This window comes from Bordetella bronchialis (assembly GCF_001676705.1).
Lineage (GTDB): Bacteria > Pseudomonadota > Gammaproteobacteria > Burkholderiales > Burkholderiaceae_B > Bordetella_C > Bordetella_C bronchialis.
On sequence record NZ_CP016170.1, the window covers coordinates 4,205,642 to 4,225,089 of the forward strand.

At 67.9% G+C, this 19,448-nt stretch carries 19 protein-coding genes; 8 read left to right on the forward strand and 11 right to left on the reverse strand.

Annotated elements, in window-relative coordinates; translation table 11 throughout:
* Positions 1-22 precede the first annotated feature (22 nt).
* Positions 23-808 (reverse strand): class II aldolase/adducin family protein, encoded by a 786-nt coding sequence (locus BAU06_RS18545; RefSeq protein WP_066353366.1) that lies wholly within the window; start codon positions 806-808, stop codon positions 23-25.
* Positions 809-1,082: 274 nt separating this feature from the next.
* Between BAU06_RS18545 and BAU06_RS18550 the strand changes: the two genes are divergently transcribed.
* From BAU06_RS18550 to pepE, 5 genes are all read left to right on the forward strand, one after another.
* Positions 1,083-1,880: an IclR family transcriptional regulator gene (locus tag BAU06_RS18550; RefSeq protein WP_066353367.1), complete on the forward strand. Its 798-nt coding sequence runs from the start codon at positions 1,083-1,085 to the stop codon at positions 1,878-1,880.
* Positions 1,881-1,899: 19 nt separating this feature from the next.
* On the forward strand, positions 1,900-3,561 hold the full coding sequence (locus BAU06_RS18555) for an OPT/YSL family transporter (RefSeq protein ID WP_066353373.1): 1,662 nt from the start codon (positions 1,900-1,902) through the stop codon (positions 3,559-3,561).
* 40 nt (positions 3,562-3,601) lie between these two features.
* Positions 3,602-4,534, forward strand: coding sequence for a DUF1177 domain-containing protein (locus tag BAU06_RS18560; protein WP_066353374.1), 933 nt, complete (start codon positions 3,602-3,604; stop codon positions 4,532-4,534).
* Between the two features lie 61 nt (positions 4,535-4,595).
* Positions 4,596-5,288, forward strand: coding sequence for an AroM family protein (locus tag BAU06_RS18565; protein ID WP_066353376.1), 693 nt, complete (start codon positions 4,596-4,598; stop codon positions 5,286-5,288).
* On the forward strand, positions 5,285-5,977 hold the full coding sequence (gene pepE, locus BAU06_RS18570; RefSeq protein WP_066353378.1) for a dipeptidase PepE: 693 nt from the start codon (positions 5,285-5,287) through the stop codon (positions 5,975-5,977). Before BAU06_RS18565 ends, pepE begins: the two co-directional genes overlap by 4 nt.
* Positions 5,978-5,997: 20 nt before the next feature.
* Here pepE and BAU06_RS18575 read toward each other — a convergent pair whose 3' ends face one another.
* The 8 genes from BAU06_RS18575 to BAU06_RS18610 all read right to left on the reverse strand — a co-directional run bounded on the left by BAU06_RS18575 (position 5,998) and on the right by BAU06_RS18610 (position 14,096).
* Positions 5,998-6,930: a transporter substrate-binding domain-containing protein gene (locus BAU06_RS18575; protein ID WP_066353380.1), complete on the reverse strand. Its 933-nt coding sequence runs from the start codon at positions 6,928-6,930 to the stop codon at positions 5,998-6,000.
* Positions 6,931-7,024: 94 nt separating this feature from the next.
* Positions 7,025-7,792: an ABC transporter ATP-binding protein gene (locus BAU06_RS18580; protein WP_066353385.1), complete on the reverse strand. Its 768-nt coding sequence runs from the start codon at positions 7,790-7,792 to the stop codon at positions 7,025-7,027.
* Positions 7,789-9,708, reverse strand: a complete 1,920-nt coding sequence (locus tag BAU06_RS18585) for a branched-chain amino acid ABC transporter ATP-binding protein/permease (protein ID WP_066353387.1) — start codon at positions 9,706-9,708, stop codon at positions 7,789-7,791. Before BAU06_RS18585 ends, BAU06_RS18580 begins: the two co-directional genes overlap by 4 nt.
* A 7-nt stretch (positions 9,709-9,715) precedes the next feature.
* Positions 9,716-10,756, reverse strand: a complete 1,041-nt coding sequence (locus BAU06_RS18590; RefSeq protein WP_066353388.1) for a branched-chain amino acid ABC transporter permease — start codon at positions 10,754-10,756, stop codon at positions 9,716-9,718.
* 78 nt (positions 10,757-10,834) lie between these two features.
* Positions 10,835-12,010 carry an ABC transporter substrate-binding protein gene (locus BAU06_RS18595; RefSeq protein WP_066353390.1) on the reverse strand — a complete coding sequence of 392 codons (1,176 nt, stop codon included), beginning with the start codon at positions 12,008-12,010 and terminating at the stop codon, positions 10,835-10,837.
* Positions 12,011-12,214: 204 nt separating this feature from the next.
* Positions 12,215-12,775 (reverse strand): biotin transporter BioY, encoded by a 561-nt coding sequence (locus BAU06_RS18600; RefSeq protein WP_066353391.1) that lies wholly within the window; start codon positions 12,773-12,775, stop codon positions 12,215-12,217.
* 50 nt (positions 12,776-12,825) lie between these two features.
* Positions 12,826-13,422, reverse strand: coding sequence for an energy-coupling factor transporter transmembrane component T family protein (locus BAU06_RS18605; protein WP_066353393.1), 597 nt, complete (start codon positions 13,420-13,422; stop codon positions 12,826-12,828).
* The gene (locus tag BAU06_RS18610) at positions 13,419-14,096 is read right to left on the reverse strand and encodes an energy-coupling factor ABC transporter ATP-binding protein (RefSeq protein ID WP_066353396.1); all 678 of its coding nucleotides are present in this window, start codon (positions 14,094-14,096) and stop codon (positions 13,419-13,421) included. The genes BAU06_RS18605 and BAU06_RS18610 overlap by 4 nt, the downstream gene beginning before the upstream one ends.
* 275 nt (positions 14,097-14,371) lie before the next feature.
* On the opposite strand from BAU06_RS18610, the gene BAU06_RS18615 reads away from it, so the two are divergent.
* The 3 genes from BAU06_RS18615 to BAU06_RS18625 are packed head-to-tail and all read left to right on the forward strand — an operon-like array spanning position 14,372 to position 16,028.
* Positions 14,372-14,953: a septation protein A gene (locus BAU06_RS18615; protein WP_066353398.1), complete on the forward strand. Its 582-nt coding sequence runs from the start codon at positions 14,372-14,374 to the stop codon at positions 14,951-14,953.
* A 21-nt stretch (positions 14,954-14,974) separates the two neighbouring features.
* On the forward strand, positions 14,975-15,241 hold the full coding sequence (locus BAU06_RS18620; protein ID WP_066353399.1) for a BolA family protein: 267 nt from the start codon (positions 14,975-14,977) through the stop codon (positions 15,239-15,241).
* A gap of 10 nt (positions 15,242-15,251) precedes the next feature.
* Complete coding sequence (locus BAU06_RS18625) at positions 15,252-16,028, forward strand: peptidylprolyl isomerase (protein WP_066353405.1); 777 nt, start codon at positions 15,252-15,254, stop codon at positions 16,026-16,028.
* A 156-nt stretch (positions 16,029-16,184) separates the two neighbouring features.
* On the opposite strand, the gene ligA is transcribed toward BAU06_RS18625, so the two are convergent.
* Both ligA and BAU06_RS18635 read right to left on the reverse strand, forming a co-directional pair.
* Positions 16,185-18,290 (reverse strand): NAD-dependent DNA ligase LigA, encoded by a 2,106-nt coding sequence (ligA, locus tag BAU06_RS18630; RefSeq protein WP_066353410.1) that lies wholly within the window; start codon positions 18,288-18,290, stop codon positions 16,185-16,187.
* On the reverse strand, positions 18,287-19,405 hold the full coding sequence (locus BAU06_RS18635) for a cell division protein ZipA C-terminal FtsZ-binding domain-containing protein (protein WP_066353412.1): 1,119 nt from the start codon (positions 19,403-19,405) through the stop codon (positions 18,287-18,289). The genes ligA and BAU06_RS18635 overlap by 4 nt, the downstream gene beginning before the upstream one ends.
* Positions 19,406-19,448: the final 43 nt, after the last annotated feature.

Consider the following 19,448-nt stretch of genomic DNA (forward strand, 5'->3'; position numbering starts at 1 on the left):
AACTTACTGCTTGAAAAAATCGTTATGTGCGGTACGAGGGATCCAGGCGGTCCGCCAGGCGCAGCAGCGCGGGCCATTCCATCTGGCCGTACGGACGCCGCGTGCCAGGCTGGTACTGGTTCCAGGTGGCCTCCACGACTTGCCGGGATACCGGGTTCAGCGGCGCGTTGCAGGCCATCGCGGCCAGCTGCGCGCGGCAGGACAATTCCAGGCGGTGCATCCAGTTGAACGCTTCGCCGATGGTGCGTCCCACCGTCAGCAGGCCATGATTGCGCAGGATCAGGGCCTCGTTCTGGCCCAGGTCGCGGCACAGGGATTCCTGCTCGCTCAGGTCCAGCACCACGCCTTCGTAGTCGTGATAGCCGATCTTGGCGAAACGCATGGCGGTCTGGTTCAGCGGCAAGAGGCCGCAGGCCAGCGACGACACGGCCATGCCGGCCCAGGTATGGGTGTGGATGACACAGTCGACCTCGGGACGCTTTTCGTGGACCGCGCTGTGGATGACGAAGCCGGCCTTGTTCACGCCGTAGGAAAAGTTCGGACCGAAATCGGGCTTGCTCAGGATGTTGCCGTCATGGTCGATCTTCAGCAGGCTGGATGCCGTGATTTCTTCATAGAGCAGGCCGTAGGCATTGATCAGGAAGGCCCCCGGCTCGCCGGGCACGCGCAGCGAGATATGGTTGGCGATCATGTCCGACATGCCGTAGTGCGCGACCAGGCGGTAACAGGCCGCCAGGTCCACGCGGGCTTCCCACTCCGCTTCGGAGCATTTGTCCTTCATCGAAGAAATCTTCAGTTCGTGCTTCATCGTCGCGATCTCCTGGCAGGCATGGCAGCGGGCGCACTGGCGGCTGGCCGCAGGCCCGCCCTGCCCGTCCGCCCGGACGGGTGTGCGCCAGGATGACGATGTTACGAGGCTTGGCGCCGGTCGGCTTGCTGATTGGAGAATGCGGCGTTTCCCGCACTTCGATGGTGCACCGCAACGACCGAGGGAAAGTCCGCACAGCGCCGGCCCGTCCGCCGCGCTAGAATGCGCGAATCCCATTTATTGATACCTAGTTCCATATTTTGGAACCTACCCGATGAGCGTACTGGATAACGCGACACGCGTGTTGCGCGTGCTGGCGCAGCACGGCGGCGAGGTCAGCGTCACGGACGTCGTGGCCCACCTGGCGCTGCCCAAGAGCTCGGCCTCGCGCCTGCTGAAACAGATGCTGGAAAGCGGCCTGCTGGAGCGCGACGCCGCCACGCTCAAGTACCGTCCGGCCCTGCTGCTGCTGGAGGTCGCCCACCAGGCGCGCGGCAGCACGCCCTTGATCCGGCGCCTGGAGGAAGCCCTGGAATCCCTGGTCGCGGAGACCGGCTACACGGGGTATATCTCCGTACTGGACAAGAACGGCCGCGACGTCGTCGTGGTACGCGCCTTCCACGGCTCGCATCCCCTGCGCGTGGTGACGCAACCCGGCCATCGCCTGCCCGCCTATGCGAGCTCCACCGGCCGCGCCCTGCTGGCGCGGCTGGATGATGACAGCGCGCGCCACGCGCATCCGGCCGCCGGCGATGCGCGGGCCGCGGTGCTGCCGCACGCGCCCGCCAACCCCGGCGCGCTGGCCGCGCAACTGCGCGAGATACGCCAGCGGGGATGGGCGTGGGCGCTGGACGAAAGCCTGGCCGGCGTCGGCTCGGTCAGCGCCACGGTGAGCGATCCGCAGAGCGGCGAAACGCTGGCCTTCTGCCTGAGTTTTCCCGCGTCGCTGGACCGGCCCGGTTTCGTCGACGCGCTGGCCCACCGCCTGGTGGGCCATGTCGCCGCCATCGGCCGCGCGGCCGGCGATGCATTTTGGCAAACCATGGCGCCGGCGAGCGCCGCCCACCAGTGAAAAAACAAGGGGAACACCCATGCAGCATCCCGTTTCGCATCCACGCGCCTTCAGCGGCGGCACATTCGTGCTGCTGGCATTGCTCAGCGTGTTCGGCGCCATCATCGGCATCCAGCTCCTGGTGTCGCTGGGCGTCACGCCGAACACCTCCATCATCGGCGCGCTGGTCGCCATGATCCTGGCGCGCGTGCCGCTGGCGCTGTTCCGGCGCTTCCGTTCGATACACGAACAGAATCTGGCGCAAAGCGCGATTTCGTCGGCCACCTTCGGCGCGGCCAACAGCCTGCTGCTGCCCATCGCCATCCCGTATCTCTTCGGCCGCACGGACCTGGTACTGCCCATGTTCATCGGGGTGGCGGCGGCAATGCTGCTGGACGGCTACCTGCTGTACCGGCTATTCGATAGCCGCGTCTTTCCCGCCGCCGGCGCATGGCCGCCCGGCGTGGCGGCGGCGGAGGCCATCAAGGCCGGCGACACCGGCGGACGCCAGGCGCGCCTGCTGGGGGCCGGCATCGGCGTCGGCCTGGTGGGCGCGTGGCTGCACATTCCCATGTCGGCCTTCGGCACGGCTTTCCTGGGCAATATCTGGGCGCTCACGATGTTCGGCATCGGCCTGCTCATACGCGGCTACGCCAAGCCCCTGATGGGCTGGGACATCAACGCCCTGTACATCCCGCACGGGCTGATGATAGGCGCGGGCCTGGTCGCGCTGATACAGGTGATCGCGCAGATCCGATCGCGCGGGGACAAGCCGGCGGGCATCGCCAACGCCGGCGGCGCCGCGGCCGGCGCGGCCGGCGCGCAAGCCATGCCCGCCGCCGCGACGGCGGAAGCCGAACCCGCGGCCGGCCCCACCCGCACGGTGGAAGACATGCGCCGGACGCTGCGCCTGGGCGCGGTGGCCTACATCGTGCTTGCGGCGCTGCTGGCGCTGGGCAGCGGGCTGTACACGGGCATGTCCATGCCCATGCTGGTCGGCTTCGTGCTGTATGCGGCTTTCGCCGCCTTCGTGCATGAATTGCTGGTGGGCATCGCCGCCATGCATTCGGGCTGGTTCCCCGCCTTCGCGGTCGCGCTGATTACCCTGCTGATCGGCATGCTGATCGGCTTCCCGCCGGTGGCGCTGGTGATCCTGTGCGGCTTCGCCGCCGCCACGGGTCCGGCCTTTGCCGATATGGGCTATGACCTGAAGGCCGGCTACCTGCTGCGCGGCAACGGCACGGACCCCGCCTTCGAATTGGATGGGCGGCGCCAGCAGCTGGCCGCCGGCATGCTGGCCTTCGTCATCAGCATGCCGATGGTGTACTTCAGCTTCCACAGTTATTTCGACCAGGGCCTGACCCCGCCGGTGGCCTCGGTATACGTGGCGACGATCAAGGCCGGCGTGGCCCCCGGCGTGGCCATGCAGTTGCTGATCTGGGCGATTCCCGGCGCGTTGATCCAATGGCTGGGCGGCCCGCGCCGCCAGCTGGGCGTGCTGCTGTCCACCGGCCTGCTGATCGCCAATCCGCTGGCCGGCTGGGCCGTGCTGGCCGGCATCGTGCTACGCGTCGTGGCGCTGCGCCTGTGGGGCGACAAAGTGCGCAGCGGCCTGGAGGTCTTCGCCGCCGGCACCATCGCCGGCGACGCGCTGTACAGCTTCTTCAATTCCCTGATCCAGTATCAGGCCAAGGGGAAATAGGCGCCGGCCGCCGTTTCCCGCGTCATATGGAAGATCCGACATGAGCCTTACCCATACCCTGAAAGTATTCGAAGCCTTCGATAGCGCGCATGCCAGCGGGCAGACCGTGGTCGAGCTGCTGCGTCCCTATGCCGCCCATGCCCAGGTCGCCGTCAAGACGATCTCCGGCCCCAAGGGCAAGACGGATTTCGTGCGCATCGAGATCCGCGGCACGGAAGGCAAGCAGTCGGGCGGCGGCGCCCCCACGCTGGGCATCGTCGGCCGCCTGGGCGGCATCGGCGCGCGGCCCAGCCGCATCGGCCTGGTATCGGACGGCGACGGTGCGGTCGCCGCCGTGGCGGCGGCGCTCAAGCTGGCCCACATGGCGACGCAGGGCGACCGCCTGCCGGGAGACGTCGTCATCAGTACGCACGTCTGCCCCGATGCGCCCACGCGGCCGCACGAGCCCGTCGACTTCATGGACTCGCCCATGGACACCGAGACCTTGAACGAAAACGAGGTGTCGGAGGAAATGGACGCCGTGCTCTCCATCGACACGACCAAGGGCAACCGCATCCTGAATCACAAGGGCTACGCGATCTCGCCCACCGTCAAGCAGGGCTACATCCTGCGCGTCTCGGAAGACCTGGTGCGCATCATGGAGATGACCAGCGGCAGGCCGGCGGTCACCTTTCCGATCACCACGCAGGACATCACGCCCTACGGCAATGGCGTCTATCACCTGAACAGCATCCTGCAGCCTTCCGTGGCCACGCAGGCGCCCACGGTGGGGGTGGCGATCTCGGCGATCAGCGTGGTGCCCGGGTGCGGCACCGGGGCCAGCGACGAAGCCGATATCGCCGCCGCGGTGCGCTTCGCGGTGGAAGTCGCCAAGGAATTCACGCGCGGCACCTGCAAGTTCCACGACCACGACGAATACGAAAAGCTGCTGGCGATGTACGGTTCGCTGGCGCACCTGCAGCGGCGCCAATGAAGCGGCCGCATCCATGCGCGGGCATGGCGCCGCGCACGGTGCCGGCACGATGGAGACGAGCATGACGCATGACAGCCCCTTGCTGGGCACCATCACCATAGGGCAGGCGCCTCGCGCCGATATCACGCCCATCCTGCAGGCCGCGCTGCCGGCCGGCGTGCGCACCCTGCATGCCGGCGTGCTGGACGGCCTGACGGCCAAGGAAATCGACGCCCGCTACGCGCCGCGCCCCGGCCAGCCGCTGCTGGTCACCCGCCTGCTCGACGGCAATGCGGTAATCCTGGACAAGGCCGCCGTGCAGGACGCCCTGGCCGGCAAGGTCGCCGAGCTCGAAGCCAGCGGCTGCACGGTGATCCTGGTGCTGTGCACCGGCGAGTTCCACGGCCTGGGCGCGCGGCAAGCCTGGCTGGTCGAGCCCGACCGCATCGTGCCGCCGGCCGCCGCCGCATTGGCGGGGGACCGCCAGGTGGGTATCATCCTGCCCTTGCAAGAACAGGCCGCGAGCGAAGCCGGCAAGTTTTCCCTGCTGGCCAGGCCGCCGCTATGCGAGGCGGCCTCGCCCTACGGCCAGGACCTGCGCGCGGTGGAACAGGCGGCACGGACGCTGCGCGAACGCGGCGCGCAAATGCTGCTGATGGACTGCATGGGATTCGTCGAAGCGCATCGCGCCGCGGCCCGGCGCGCCAGCGGCCTGCCCACCCTGCTGTCCAACGCCCTTATCGCCAAACTCGTCGCGGAGCTCGTCCATCAATGACCACGCAACTGCTTCTTTTCAGCAACTCCCGGTCTTCCGACGGCAGCTACCTGACGCACGCCCTGGCACCCTTGCGCGCCCTGGCCGGCGAACGCCGGAACACGCTGTTCGTGCCCTTCGCCGGCGTGACCGCCAGCTGGGACGACTACACCGCCAAGGTGCGGGAAAGCCTGGCGCCGCTGGGCCTGGCCCTGACCGGCGCCCATACCGTGGACGCCGGCACGGCCGACCGCTACGACCTGATCGTGGTGGGCGGCGGCAATACCTTCCAGCTGGTGGCCGAATGCCGGCGCCGCGGCTGGCTGCAGGCCATCCCGGAGCGCGTCAGGGCGGGCACGCCCTACTCCGGCTGGAGCGCCGGCGCCAACCTGGCCTGCCCCACGCTGTGCACCACCAACGACATGCCCATCGTCGACCCGGGCGGTTTCGACGCCCTGGGCCTGATCGGCTTCCAGATCAACCCGCACTACACCAACGCCCTGCCCCCCGGGCACCAGGGCGAAACCCGCAACGACCGCATCGCCGAATTCCTGGTCGCCAATCCCGCGGCCACGGTGGTCGGCCTGCCGGAAGGCGACTGGCTGGCGGGCGACGGGCGGAATATGACCTTCCATGGGCCGCATACCGGCTACATCTTCCGCGAGGGCAAGCCGCCCGCCGAATTGCGCGAGGGCATGGCGGTGGCGTAAGGGCGCGGCCGCGATCCCGATCAGGGATGCGCCAGCGGTTGCGGTTGCGATAGCGATTGGGATGCGGGTCGGGACGGGGACTGGGACTGGGGCTGGGACTGCTGGGACCGGGATCGGGATCCGGGCTGCGATTGCGCGCCGCCGCGCAGCCGCGCGCGCTGGGCCGCGCCTTGCACCAGGCCGTCGGCCACGGCCTTCTGGACGAAATCGGCGATCCATTGCGCGCCGGCCAGGCGCCCTTTCGGCACGCCGACGGCGAAATGCTCCACGCCCCACTGGCCGGCCAACACGCGGGATCCCGGCAGCTTGCCGCTGATTTCGAAAAGAACGGCGTCGTTGGTCGCGAATGCATCGATCTTGTCCGACGCCAACATATCCACGGCATTGGCCAGGGTGTCCACCGGCACCAGCCTGGCCTTGGGATAAACCGGCTTCAGCTCCTCGCCGGTGCTGCTGCCGGCGCCGACGCCGATGCGCAGGCCGGGCTTGCGCAAGTCATCCAGCGTCTTCAGGCGCGATTTGCCGACCACGAGCACGCTCTTTTGCACGTCGAGCACCGTGGGCGAGAAATCCAGGAAACGCGCCCGTTCGGGCGTGGCATCGGTAAAGATGAAATCCGCCTGGCCGGAACCGACTGCCCGCAGGGCCTCCGCATTGCTGGCGTAGACCTTGGGCTCGAAAGGGACGCCCAGCTGTCTGGCGAAGGCCTCGGCCAATTCGTAGCCCACGCCACGCGGCGGATCGCCGGGACTGGCCTGCACGAAGGACGTCGGACTGCCCCGGTACATCGCCGCCCGCAGCGTGCCGCGCGGCGCCAGCATCTGCCGGATCAAGACCGCCTTCTCGTCCGCCCAGGCGGCATCGAATTTCTCCTGCTCCGAGGTATGCCCACATCCCTGCAGCGCCGCCAGAACGGCCAGTGCCGCGGCGGCGGCATTACGCCTTGTGAACACGCTCTCTCCTTCGGGTTTCCGGCATGACGGCGCAGATTATAGGGATGAGGACGCGCTTCTTGTCATCCCTTGTGCCGACGTCCGCCCGGAGAGATCAAGCGGTCGCCTGGCCCAGTCCCAGATAGCTTTCCACCACCCGCGGGTTGTGCGCCAGTTCCGCCGCCGGGCCGGACAGCACGACCTCGCCGGTTTCCAGCACATAGCCCTGGTCGGCCACCTGCAAGGCCGCACGCGCGTTCTGCTCCACCAGCAGGATGGAAACGCCCGCCTCGCGCAGCCGCGCGATGATGTGGAAAATCTCGCGCACGATACGCGGCGCCAGGCCCAGGCTGGGCTCGTCCAGCATCAGCAGGCGCGGCTTGGCCATCAGGGCACGCCCGACGGCCAGCATCTGGCGTTCGCCGCCGGACAGCGTACCGGCCTGCTGGGCGCGGCGTTCTTTCAGGCGGGGAAAGAGCTCATAGACATCCCGCATGCTGTCGCGCCAGCCGGCCTCGCGCATGCGGTAGCGGCGAAAGCCGCCCAGCAGCAGGTTGTCTTCCACCGACATGCTGGCGAAAAGCTCGCGCCGTTCGGGCACCAGCGACATACCCGCCGCGACGCGGCGCTCCACGGCCCAGCCGGACACATCCTGGCCGTCCAGCCAGATGCCGCCGGTGGCGTGGCCCGACAAGGGCAAGGCGCCCATGATGGCATTGAGCATCGTCGACTTGCCGGCGCCGTTGGCGCCGATCACCGTGACAATGCTGCCGGCGGGAACCGCCAGCGAAACCGGAGAGAGCGCGGCCACTTTGCCGTAGCGCGCGGCCAGGCCGTCCACGCGCAGCAGCATGGAGCCTGGGGAGAGGGGCTGTACGCTCATCGCTGCTCCCGTGCCGCCGCGGCGCGGCTCGTATCCGGGGAAACCGGCGCGTCCGCTACCGGCACGTCCGATACCGGCACGTCAGCCGCCGCCCCCGCGGGCGCCGGCGCCTCGTCCTCGTCCAGTCCGCCCAGGTAGGCCTCCAGCACCGCGGGATCGCGCTGGATGTCCGCCGGCACGCCTTCCGCGAGCTTGGTGCCGAAATCCATGACGACCAGGTGATTGGTCAGGCGCATGACGAAATCCATATCGTGTTCCACCAGCAGGATGCTCATGCCTTCTTCCCGCAATTGTTCCAGCACCCGCGCCAGGGCCTGCTTTTCCTTGTAGCGCAGGCCCGCGGCCGGCTCGTCCAGTAGCAGCAGGACGGGATCGCCGGCCAGGGCGCGGGCGATCTCCAGAATGCGTTGCTGGCCGAGCGCCAGATTTCCAGCCTGTTCGTACAGGCAGTCGCCCAGGCCGACGCGCTCCAGCTGCAGCGCCGCTTCCCGCAGCAGCCGCGCCTCTGCCGGCCGGTCCATGCGCAGGGCGCCCGCCAGCACGCCGACGTCGGCGCGCAGGTGCGCTCCCAGCGCGACGTTCTCCAGCACGGTCATGCCGGGCAGCAGCTGCACATGCTGGAAAGTGCGGCCCACGCCGCGGCGCGCGATATCGCGCGCGGACAGGCGTTCGATCCTTTCGCCCATGAAACTGACGCCGCCGCGCGTGCACGGCAGCACGCCCGTGATCAGGTTGAAGGTGGTGCTCTTGCCGGCGCCGTTGGGGCCGATCAGGCCCATGATCTCGCCGGCGCGCACCTGGAATGAAATATCGTTGACGGCCACCAGCCCGCCAAAGGTCTTGCGGATGGCGTCCACATCCAGGACCACTTGCCCAGCGGCCGGCCGCGTCCGCCTGGACAAGGGCGCGGCATCGCCCTGCGGCGCGGCGCGCGCGCGCCGGCCATCGCCACCGGCCAGCCGCCGCCAGGCGCCGGCCAGCATCGGCCACACACCATCCCGCGCGTACTGCAGCATCAGGATCAGCAGGATGCCGAAGACGATCAATTCGAAGTTGGCGGTGGTATCCAGCAAGCGCGGCAACACGTTCTGGATCTGGTCCTTGAGCACCAGGATGATGGCCGACCCCAGCAAGGCGCCCCATACGTGCGCGGCGCCGCCCACCACGGCCATGAACAGGTACTCGATGCCGTAGTTCAGGCCGAAAGGGCTGGGACTGACCGCGCGCTGCATATGCGCGTACAGCCATCCCGACAGGCTGGCCAGCAAGGCGGCGTAGACGAACACGACGACCTTGTAGCGACGGGTGTCGACGCCCATGGACTCGGCCATGCCCGCCCCGTTGCGCAGCGCGCGGATCGCACGTCCCGGCCGCGAGTCCAGCAGATTGCCGGTGGCCCAGACGGCTGCCAGCACCAGGAGCCAGATCAGGTAATAAATGTGGCGGCCCTCCGCCAGCGACAGGCCGAACACGGTCAGCGGCTCGATGCCGGCGATGCCGTCATGGCGGCCCAGCGCATCCACGGTGCCGTACAGATAGAACAGCGCCAGGCACCAGGCGATGGTCCCCAGCGGCAGGTAATGGCCGGACAGCCGCAGCGTGATCGCGCCCAGTATCCATGCCACCGCGCCCGTCAGCACCAGGCCCGCCACCAGCCCCAGCCAGGGCGACCAGCCCTGCGCGGTGGTCAGCCAGGCGGTGGCGTAGGCGCCGATCCCGACGAAGGCGGCCTGGCCGAAGGACGTCAACCCGCTGACGCCCGTCAGCACCACCAGGCCCAGCACCACCAGGCTGGCCAGGCCGATGTAGTTGAGCTGGGTGATCCAGAATTCCGGCGTGGCGGGGAACAGCGGCAGCAGCGCCAGCAGCGCCACAAAGACCAGCAGGGGCAGCCGCCGCGGGAAGAGGCTCTTCATGGCGCGCTTACTCCTCGGCCTCGGCATGCCCGCCGCCACGCAGCGACAGCCACAGCAGCACGGGGATGATAAGCGTGAACACGATCACTTCCTTGTAGGCGCTGGCCCAGAACGAAGAGAACGATTCCAGCAGGCCGACCAGCAGCGCGCCCGCGGCCGCGACCGGATAGCTGGCCAGCGCGCCGATGATGGCGCCCACGAAGCCCTTGAGCCCGATCAGGAATCCCGTGTCGTAATAGATGGTGGTCACCGGTGCGATCAGGATCCCGGAGATCGCGCCCAGCAGCGCGGCCAGCGTGAAGGTGATGCTGCCGGAAATGCTGCTGCTGATGCCCACCAGGCGTGCGCCGCGGCGGTTCACGGCCGTGGCGCGCAAGGCGCGCCCATACAGCGTCTTGCCGAAGAACAGCCACAGCGCCACGATCAGGACCAGCGATGTGCCCACTACGAACAGGCTTTGCGCCGACCAGGCCGTCACGCCCAGGTCCACCTGGCCGTCGACGAAGGCCGGTGTGCGCCAGCCCTCCGCGCCGAAGAACACCAGGCCCAGTCCGACCAGCACGAAATGCACGGCCACCGAGGTAATGAGCAGCACCAGCACGCTGGCCTCCGCCAGGGGCTGGTAGACAATGCGATACACCATCGGTCCCATCGGCACGATCAGCAGCAGGGTCAGCAGCATATTGCGCCACAGCGGCGTGTCGGCGCCCGCCAGCTGGCCGGTCAGCCAGTACAGCAAGGCGGGTAGCACCACATTGGCCAGGAAAGCCTTGGGCAGCGCCGCGGCGCTGCGCTGGCGCAGCGCGCGGCCCAGCTCCAGCAGGAACACGACGCCGCCCAGCAGCGGCAACAGGTACACCGTGCCGGGCAGTTTGCCGTCCACCAGCATGGCCAGCGTCAAGGCGCCGAAGGCGACGAACTCGCCCTGCGGGATGAAGATCACCCGCGTGACCGCGAATACCAGCACCAGGGCCATGCCCAGCAAGGCGTAGATCGACCCGCTGACGACGCCGTCCTGCAGCAGGATGAAGGCTATGGAGGAATCCATCGACCGTTTACCGTGTACGGAAACGCCGCGCGCGGGGCAGTCCTCGCGCGCGGCGCCTCCTGTGTGATGTCAGTCGGGTCAAAGGCCGGGCTGGTACACCCACTTGCCGTTCTGCACCTTCACCATGACCCGCGCGCGCTCGTCGAAACCGGCGTGGTCGGTGGGGCTCATATTGAATACGCCCTGCGACGCCGCCAGGTTCTTGACGTTCTCCAGCGCGTCGCGCATCGCGGCGCGGAACTCCGGGGTGCCGGGCTGGGCGGTCTTCAGCGCGACCGGCACGGCCGCCAGCACCAATTGGCCGGCATCCCACATATGTCCGCCGAAGGTGCTGACCGAACCCGCGCCGTGCGCCTTCTCATAGGCGGCGACATAGGTCAACGCGGATTTCTTCACGGGATTGCTGTCGGGCAGCTGCTCGGCCACCAGCAGCGGGCCGGCCGGCAGCAGCATGCCTTCGCAATCCTTGCCGCAGACACGCAGGAAATCGCCATTGGCCACGCCGTGGGTCTGATAGATCACGCCGCCGTAGTTGCGGGCACGCAATTCCTTCTGCGGCAAGGCGGCCGGCGTGCCGGACCCCGCGATGAGCACGGCGTCGGGGCGCGCGCTGACCAGCTTCAACACCTGGCCCGTCACGCTGGTGTCCGTGCGGCTGTATTTCTCGACGGCGACGATCTTGATGCCTTTCTTCTCGGTGGCGCTCTTGATTTCCTGCAGCCAGCTGTCGCCGTAGGCGTCGGCAAAGCCGATGAAGCCCAGCGTCTTGACCTTGCCCTTGGCCATGGCGTCGGCCAGGGCGCCGGCCATCAAGGCATCGTTCTGCGGCGTCTTGAAAGCCCATTTGCGCGGACCGTCGACCGGGTCGACGATCTTGACGCTGGCCGCCACGCTGATCATCGGCGTGCGGGTTTCTCCCGCTACGTCCACCATGGCCAGCGATGCGGGGGTGACCGAGGTGCCGACCACCACGTCCACTTTGTCCTCGCTGACGAACTTGCGCATATTCTTGACGGCCTGCGTCGTATCGGTGGCGTCGTCCAGCACGATCCATTCGATCTTCTGGCCGGCCACTTCCTTGGGCAGCAGGGCAACCGTGTTGCGCTCCGGGATGCCCAGCGACGCGGCCGGGCCGGTGCTGGAGAGGGTCACGCCGACCTTGACCTGCGCCTGGGCCGCCCAGGGCAAGGCCAGCGCCAGCGCCGTGGCCGCAAGGGCTGCCGCCGGCCGCCGCAATATGTGCTTGTCATGCATTTCGAAGTCTCCAGAGAGGGCCGGCGCGGACGCCCGGCGGCAACAGCCTATGAAACCATTCTGCAAGCTATACAGAAAATCGGATTATAGGTTTAAAACCGTATCAAATTGCCTCGGAACAGCCGGGTAAGTAATGACCCTGAGTGCGCGCCTGACCGCAGGGCCGCCGTACCGCGCGGGCGCCGGAACATCCTGGCCGGTCGCTTATCTTTCGTGCGCGAACGCCCAGACGCGGCGTACACGCTGCGTCACCACGGCGGCCACGATGGCCTTGGCGATATCGCCAGGCAAAAAGACCGCCATGGCCGCCGCGGCCTTGGCCAGGGTCATGCCGGCGATGGCGGCCAGCCACGGGATCCCGACCGCATAGACCACCACCAGCCCGCCGGCCAGCGCCGCGCCGAAATAGCCCAGGATGGCGGGCAGCGTGCCGGCTCCGGAACGGCCGACCCGCTGCGCGATGGCGCCGCACAGCGCCGCGCCCACGAGCATCCCGATCAGGAAACCGCCGGTGGGCCCGGCGTACACGCCCAGGCCGCCGCGGCCGCCCGGCAGCACCGGCAGCCCGATCGCCGCGAGCACCAGATACAGCGCCACCGCGGCCGCCCCGCGCGCGGGCCCCAGCATGCATCCCGCCAGCATCACGCCCAACGCCTGCAAGGTGATAGGCACGGGCAAGGCGGGCACCGGGATCGGCGGCGCCAGGCTCAGCACGACGATGAAGGCCGCGAACAATGCGACGGTGACGGTATCCTTGGTGCGCATGCGCGCCCTCCTCTGCGATCGGGCGCGCCATGGCGCCGAAGAAACCCATGCTAGCCGCCGCGCGCCTCGATGGCCTCGGCGACCTCCTCCGCGCGCTTGAGCGTGCGCACCAGCAGCGGCACGGCCAGCGCCAGGGCATTGCGGGACAGCCCGCGCGCGGCCTGGGCCTCGCGGATATCCTGGTAGTTGCGCCAGATCTCCGGGATGAAGCGCAGCGTCAGCGCCAGCGCCAGGGACACGCGGCTTGCATCGACCCATCCCAGCCGGTCCAGCGGGTAGAGCGCCCGTTCGCACACCCGGATCAGGTCGGTCGTGCGTGTCGTCAGGGTCACGGCCATGGCCAGGGCCACCAGGGCGCACACGCGCAGCAGGACTTCGGCGGCCTGCGCCCAGCCATCGAAATACGCGGTGAAGGCGCCCACCACCGCCAGGATAGGCAGCAGGCCGCGCGCGTGGCGCCACACCGCGGCGAACCCCGCGCCGGACATTGCCACCAGCAGTCCGCCCACCGCCGCGGCGGCGCCCAGCGCATCCAGGCGCCGCACCAGGAACAGCCCCGCACCGGCCGCCAGCAGCGCCATCAGCTTCCACGAAGCGGGGATGCGGTGCAGCGGACCATCGCCTTCCACATATAGCGGCTCCATCATGCGCAGTGCTCCCGATACCAGCGTAGCGCGGCGTGCGGGGCGTCGTCGGCGGCCACGCGGCCGTCGACCACCACCAGCACGCGGTCGAAATCCTCCAGCAGGTCCAGGTCATGGCTGACCACGATGGCGTCGCATGCAAGACCGGCAATGGCCGCGCGCACGCGGTTGCGATTGCGCAGATCCAGCTGCGTGGTGGGCTCGTCGAACACAATCACATTGGGCCGCATGACCAGCACGGCGGCCAGCGCCACCAGTTGCCGCTCGCCGCCCGACAGGCTATGGCTGGCGCGATCCGCCAGGTGCCCTATGCCCAGGGCGTCCAGCTGTTCCGCAGCCCGCGCCTGCCGCTGCGCGCGGTCCGGCACGCTGGCCTTCAACCCGAATTCCATATCCTCCCGGACGATGGGAAAGACGATCTGGTTTTCCGGGTTCTGGAAAACGAAGCCGACCTCCTTGCGGACATCGCGGGTCGCCTGGCGGGTGTCATGCCCATTGACGCGCACCGCGCCCGACGACGGCAGCACCAGCCCGTTGACCAGCCGCGCCAGCGTACTTTTGCCAGCGCCGTTCGGGCCGACGATGCCCACGCGGCGTTCGGCGAGCACGGCGCTTACCCCATGCAGAATCTCTGCCCGGGGCGTCTTCACGACGGCACGATCAAACTCGATTAACATGGGGCGCGATTATGCCCGAACCGGTCCAACGCTCCGGCAATCCGGCGCACAAAGGACAAGTGCGAAGGACCGCGCCGGCTGGCGTGCCGGGGGGACGGAAAGCATGGCGCGCCCCCAGCCAAACAGGGACGGAAAGCCCCCAGCGGCCGGCACGGGCACACCTCCTGCCCGCCGGCTGGGGTATCGTGCAATTGTAGGCGGCTCGCGCCGGGCTCAGTTTTTTCCCGATCGTGCGCCGATTTCCCCGCCTTGATGAAAATCGAACCTGCCCCAGAATGAAGAAGTTTTTATTCGATCTGTTTCCGCTGCTGCTGTTTTTCGTGGCCTACCGCTACGCCGGTATCTATACGGCCACCGCGGTGGCCATCACCGCCTCCATCCTGCAGATCCTCTGGCTCAAACTGACGGCCCGGCCCATCGAAGGGATGCATTGGATCAATCTGGCGGTCATCGTGATCTTCGGCGGCGCCACGTTGTGGCTGCACAGCGATGTCTTTATCAAATGGAAGCCCACCGTGCTGTACTGGCTTTTCGGCGGCGCCTTGCTCATCGGCCGCTGGATATTCAAGCGCAATCTGGTGCGGCGCCTGCTGGACAAGCAGATCGCCCTGCCCGACCGCGTCTGGGACAAGCTGAATGCCACCTGGGCGGTGTTTTTCCTTCTGGCCGGCGCCATCAATCTTTATGTGGCATTCTCCGGGCATTTTTCGGAAGCGGAATGGGTCACCTTCAAGGCCTTTGGCCTGATGGGGCTGATGATCGTTTTCGTCCTGGCCCAGTCGCTGTGGCTGGGCCGGCATCTGCAAACGCCCGGCGAAGCGGGCGACCAGGCCGGCCGCGAAAGCGGCAAGCACTGAATACATTTTCAATAATTCTCCATGAGTGAAATGACGGACGTGGCTGCTACTATTCGCGAACGCCTGCAAGCGCTCGCGCCGGTGGCGTTGGACATTCAGGACGACTCTCATTTGCATGCCGGCCATGCCGGCGCACACGGCGGTGCTTCGCATTTCACGGTGCGGATTACATCCGCCCGGTTCGAGGGTTTGTCGCCCGTGGCGCGGCACCGGCTGGTGTATGATCATTTGAATGATTTGATGCCCTACCCCATCCACGCGCTTGCGCTGGAAACCCGTACTCCCTGAAAGGACCTACATGAAACGCTTTATCGTGCTGGTGGCGGCCTGCGTCATTGCCGCCCCTGCCCTTGCCCAGAACGTGGCAACGGTCAATGGCAAACCCATTACTCAAAAAAGCCTGGACCAGTTCGTAAAGCTGCTCGTCAGCCAGGGCGCCACCGATTCGCCCCAGCTGCGCGACCAGGTCAAGCAAGAAATGATCAATCGCCAGGTGTTCGTGCAGGCCGCTGAAAAGGCCGGGGTCGCCAAGCAGCCGGACGTGCAGACCGAGGTCGAACTGGCGCGCCAGGGCATTCTGGTGCGCGCGCTGATGGCCGATTATCTGCAAAAGCACCCGATCACGGACAAGCAGGTGCAGGACGAATACAACGAGGTCAAGCAGCAGCAGTCCGGCAAGCTGGAATACAAGGTCCGCCACATCCTGGTTTCCGACGAAAAAACCGCCAATGACCTGCTGACCCAGATCAAGGGCGGCAAGCTGAAGTTCGAGGACGCCGCCAAGAAGGATTCCAAGGATCCCGGCAGCGCCGAAAAAGGCGGCGATCTGGGCTGGGCCCCCGCCACCAACTACGTCGCGCCTTTCGCCCAGGCCGTGACCTCGCTCAAGAAGGGCGAGCTGGCCGACAAGCCCGTGCAGACGCAATACGGCTGGCACATCATCCAGGTGGAAGACACCCGTCCGGTGGAATTCCCGCCGCTGGACCAGGTCCGTCCCCAGCTGGAGGAAATGCTGCGCCAGCAACTGCTGGCCAACTACCAGAAGTCGCTGCGCGACCAGGCCAAGATCCAGTAAGCGCCGTCGCCACCGGGACGCCGCCCTCCGGGGCCGCGTCCAACAAAAAGCCCCGCGGAAAAGCGGGGCTTTTTTGTTGCGGGGCTTTTTGTCGCGGGACTTTTGTTGGCCTTTTGTTGGCGCGCGGCCCCACGGCCGCGCCCAGGGACGAGCGCGTCAGCCGGCCAGGCCCAGCAACTGCTTCAGGCCGTCTTCGTCCAGCACGGGCACGCCCAGTTTTTCGGCATTGGCCAGCTTGCTGCCCGCCTCCGCGCCCGCCACGACATAGGCGGTTTTCTTCGACACCGAACCGCTGACCTTCCCGCCCGCCGCCAGGATGTGGCTGGTGGCTTCCTCGCGCGTCCAATTGGGCAGCGTGCCCGTCAGCACAAAGGTCTTGCCCGCCAGGCCGCCGTCGCGCGCTGCCGCCTCGGGCACCGGATGCACGCCCTGCCGTTTGAGCGCCTGCACGATGTCGCGATTGTGCGGTTCGGCGAAGAAGCGATGGATGGACGCGGCCACGGCCGGCCCCACGTCGGACACTTCCAGCAACTGGTCTTCCGTCGCGTTCATGATCGCATCCAGGTCGCCGAAATGCCGGGCGACGTCGCGCGCCGTGGTTTCCCCCACATGTCGGATACCCAGGGCGAACAGCATGCGGCCCAAGCTGGGCGTGCGGGCCTTGTCGATGGCGCGGACCACGTTCTCGGCGGATTTCGCGCCCATGCGATCGTAGGCCGCCAATTCCTCGGCCGTCAGGCCGTAGATGTCGGCCAGGGACTTGACGCGGTCCCGTTCCACCAGTTGATCGACCAGTTTTTCGCCCAACCCTTCGATATCCAGGGCCTTGCGCCCCGCCGCATGCAACAGCGTCTGCTTGCGCTGCGCGGCGCAGAACAAGCCGCCGGTGCACCGCGCGATGGCTTCGCCCTCGGGCCGCTCGATGGCCGAGCCGCAGACCGGACAGGCCGTGACCATGCGGAACTCGCGGGCGTCGGCCGGGCGCTTTTCCAGCACCGGGCCCACTACCTCCGGAATGACGTCGCCGGCGCGCCGCACGATGACGGTATCGCCGATGCGTACATCCTTGCGGCGGATCTCGTCTTCGTTGTGCAGGGTGGCATTGGTGACGGTGACCCCGCCGACAAAGACCGGTTGCAGCCGGGCGACGGGCGTGATGGCGCCGGTACGGCCGACCTGGACCTCGATGTCCTGCAGCGTGGTGGTGGCTTCTTCGGCGGGATACTTGTGCGCCAGCGCGAATCGGGGCGCGCGGGCCACGAAGCCCAGCACTTTCTGCGCGGGCAGGGAGTCGACCTTGTACACCACGCCATCGATGTCATACGACAGCGTCGGGCGCAGCTTGGCCACGCGCGCGTAGAAGTCCAGCAGGCCGTCCGCGCCCGCCGCCTTGTGATTGTGCCGGGCGTTGATGGGCAGGCCCAATTCGGCAAGCCAATCCAGCATGGCGCTGTGGGCTTCCCGCGGCAGGGTGGAGGCCTCGCGCACGCCGGGCGCGGGCTCGTCGAACATGCCGGCCTGGCGGCCCGCCAGCCCGTGCACCTCTCCCCAGCCATAGGCGAAAAAGCGCAGCGGCCGTTGGGCCGTGATGCGCGGGTCCAGCTGGCGCAGGCTGCCGGCGGCGGCATTGCGTGGATTGACGAACACCTTTTCGCCGCGCGCCGCCTGCGATTCGTTCAGGCGTTCGAAATCGCGGCGGTTCATCAGCACCTCGCCACGCACTTCCAGCACGCGGGGCGCGCCGGCCTTCAATTGCAGCGGGATGGAGCGGATGGTGCGGATGTTGGCCGTGACGTCCTCGCCGGTCTGGCCGTCGCCGCGCGTGGCCGCCTGGGTGAGCTTGCCGTTTTCATAGCGCAGGCTGATCGCCAGGCCGTCCAGCTTCAGTTCGCAGAAATAGTCCGGCTGGCTGGCCGGACCCAGCAGGCCGGCCGCGCGCAGCGTGTCCGCCACCCGCTTGTCGAAGGCGCGAACTTCTTCTTCGTCGAAAGCATTGCCCAGCGACAGCATCGGCACCGCGTGCGTGACGGCGCCAAAGGCCGCCAGCGGCGTCGCGCCCACGCGTTGCGTGGGCGATTCAGGCGTGACGAGTTCGGGATGCGCTTCCTCCAGTGCCTGGAGCCGGCGCATCAGGGCATCGTACTCGGCGTCGGAAACCGTCGGCGCGTCCTCGACGTAGTACCGGTAATTGTGCTGTTCGATCTCGACGCGCAGGCGGGCGATTTCCTCCTGCGCGTCGACGCCGGTATCCGCAGGCTTCACGAAAACACCCGCAACGCCCGTTCGCTGCCCGCACGCAGGCCGGCCTGCTCCAGCTGGCCGAACAACACTTGCAGGCGTTCGTCGATGACCGTGACGGAGGCATCGGCCAGCGGCTTGCCCTGGTCGTCGACCAGTTCGGCGCGCAGCCGCTGCGCCAATTGGCGTCCGACGTCCACCATGCGTCCGAAGGCGCGCTCGTCGGCGGGACTGCAGGGCACGTCCAGCAGCAGATTCAGCCGCTCGACGCCGCCCATGCCGGCGTCGAAGGCGGCGCCGTCGCCCCGCGTGAGCGTGAAACGCGGCAAGCCCACATCCGACATCCATACCAGGCGCGGGCCGTCATGAATGAATCCCAGGTCGCGCGCCACGGCCAGGACTTCCGCCGCGGGCTGGGCACCGCCCAGCAACAGGGTCAGGCCGACCTGCGTATCCAGGGCCGCGCAGGTGTCGTCCAGGCGGGCGGCCTGTTCCAGGACAGCCTGCTGGTCCGGCCCTTCGATGGCGGCGTCGAAACGCTCTCCAAGGTCCTGCGCGCGAGCCCAGGCCTGCGACCATTCGATGGCGGTAAGCGGGCCCGTGCGGTTGGCCAGCAGCACGGCGATCTGCAACGATGCGTAGCGCTCGTCGCCGCGCAGGCGCGCGCGGTGGCGCTGGTCGTCCGTCTGGCCGAAGACGCGCATGGGCTTGCGGCCCGCGGCGCGCATGCTCTGCGTGACCGGCAACAGGTCGGCGCCACGCACCGGCTCCGCGAAAGTGACCTCGATGACGACCTCGCAGGCCGGATCGGCTTCCTCGCGGTCGTCGCCGTCGGCCGGTCCGCCGGCCGGCGCGGCAACCGCTTCGTGTGCGCCCGTCGCGGCGGCGCCGGCGGGGGAACCGCCATTGAAGCCAGGCTCGCGCCGCTGCGAGGGAGACGGGGCCGCGGACGCGGAGGACGCCCGTGGCGGCGCGGCGCTCTCCTGGCCCGCCGTGCCCAGCAGGGGGTCGTGCTCATTACTGGGGAAATGGGCCTGCATCCTGCGGCGCACCCGGCGGTCCTGCCACCAGTTGAAGCCCAACACCATCAGGATGAGCAGGACACCCAGGACGATCAGCCCGATCTGCAAATCACTCATGTATCAATTCCGCGCCTTTGGGGCCACGCCTCGTCAATCTAGA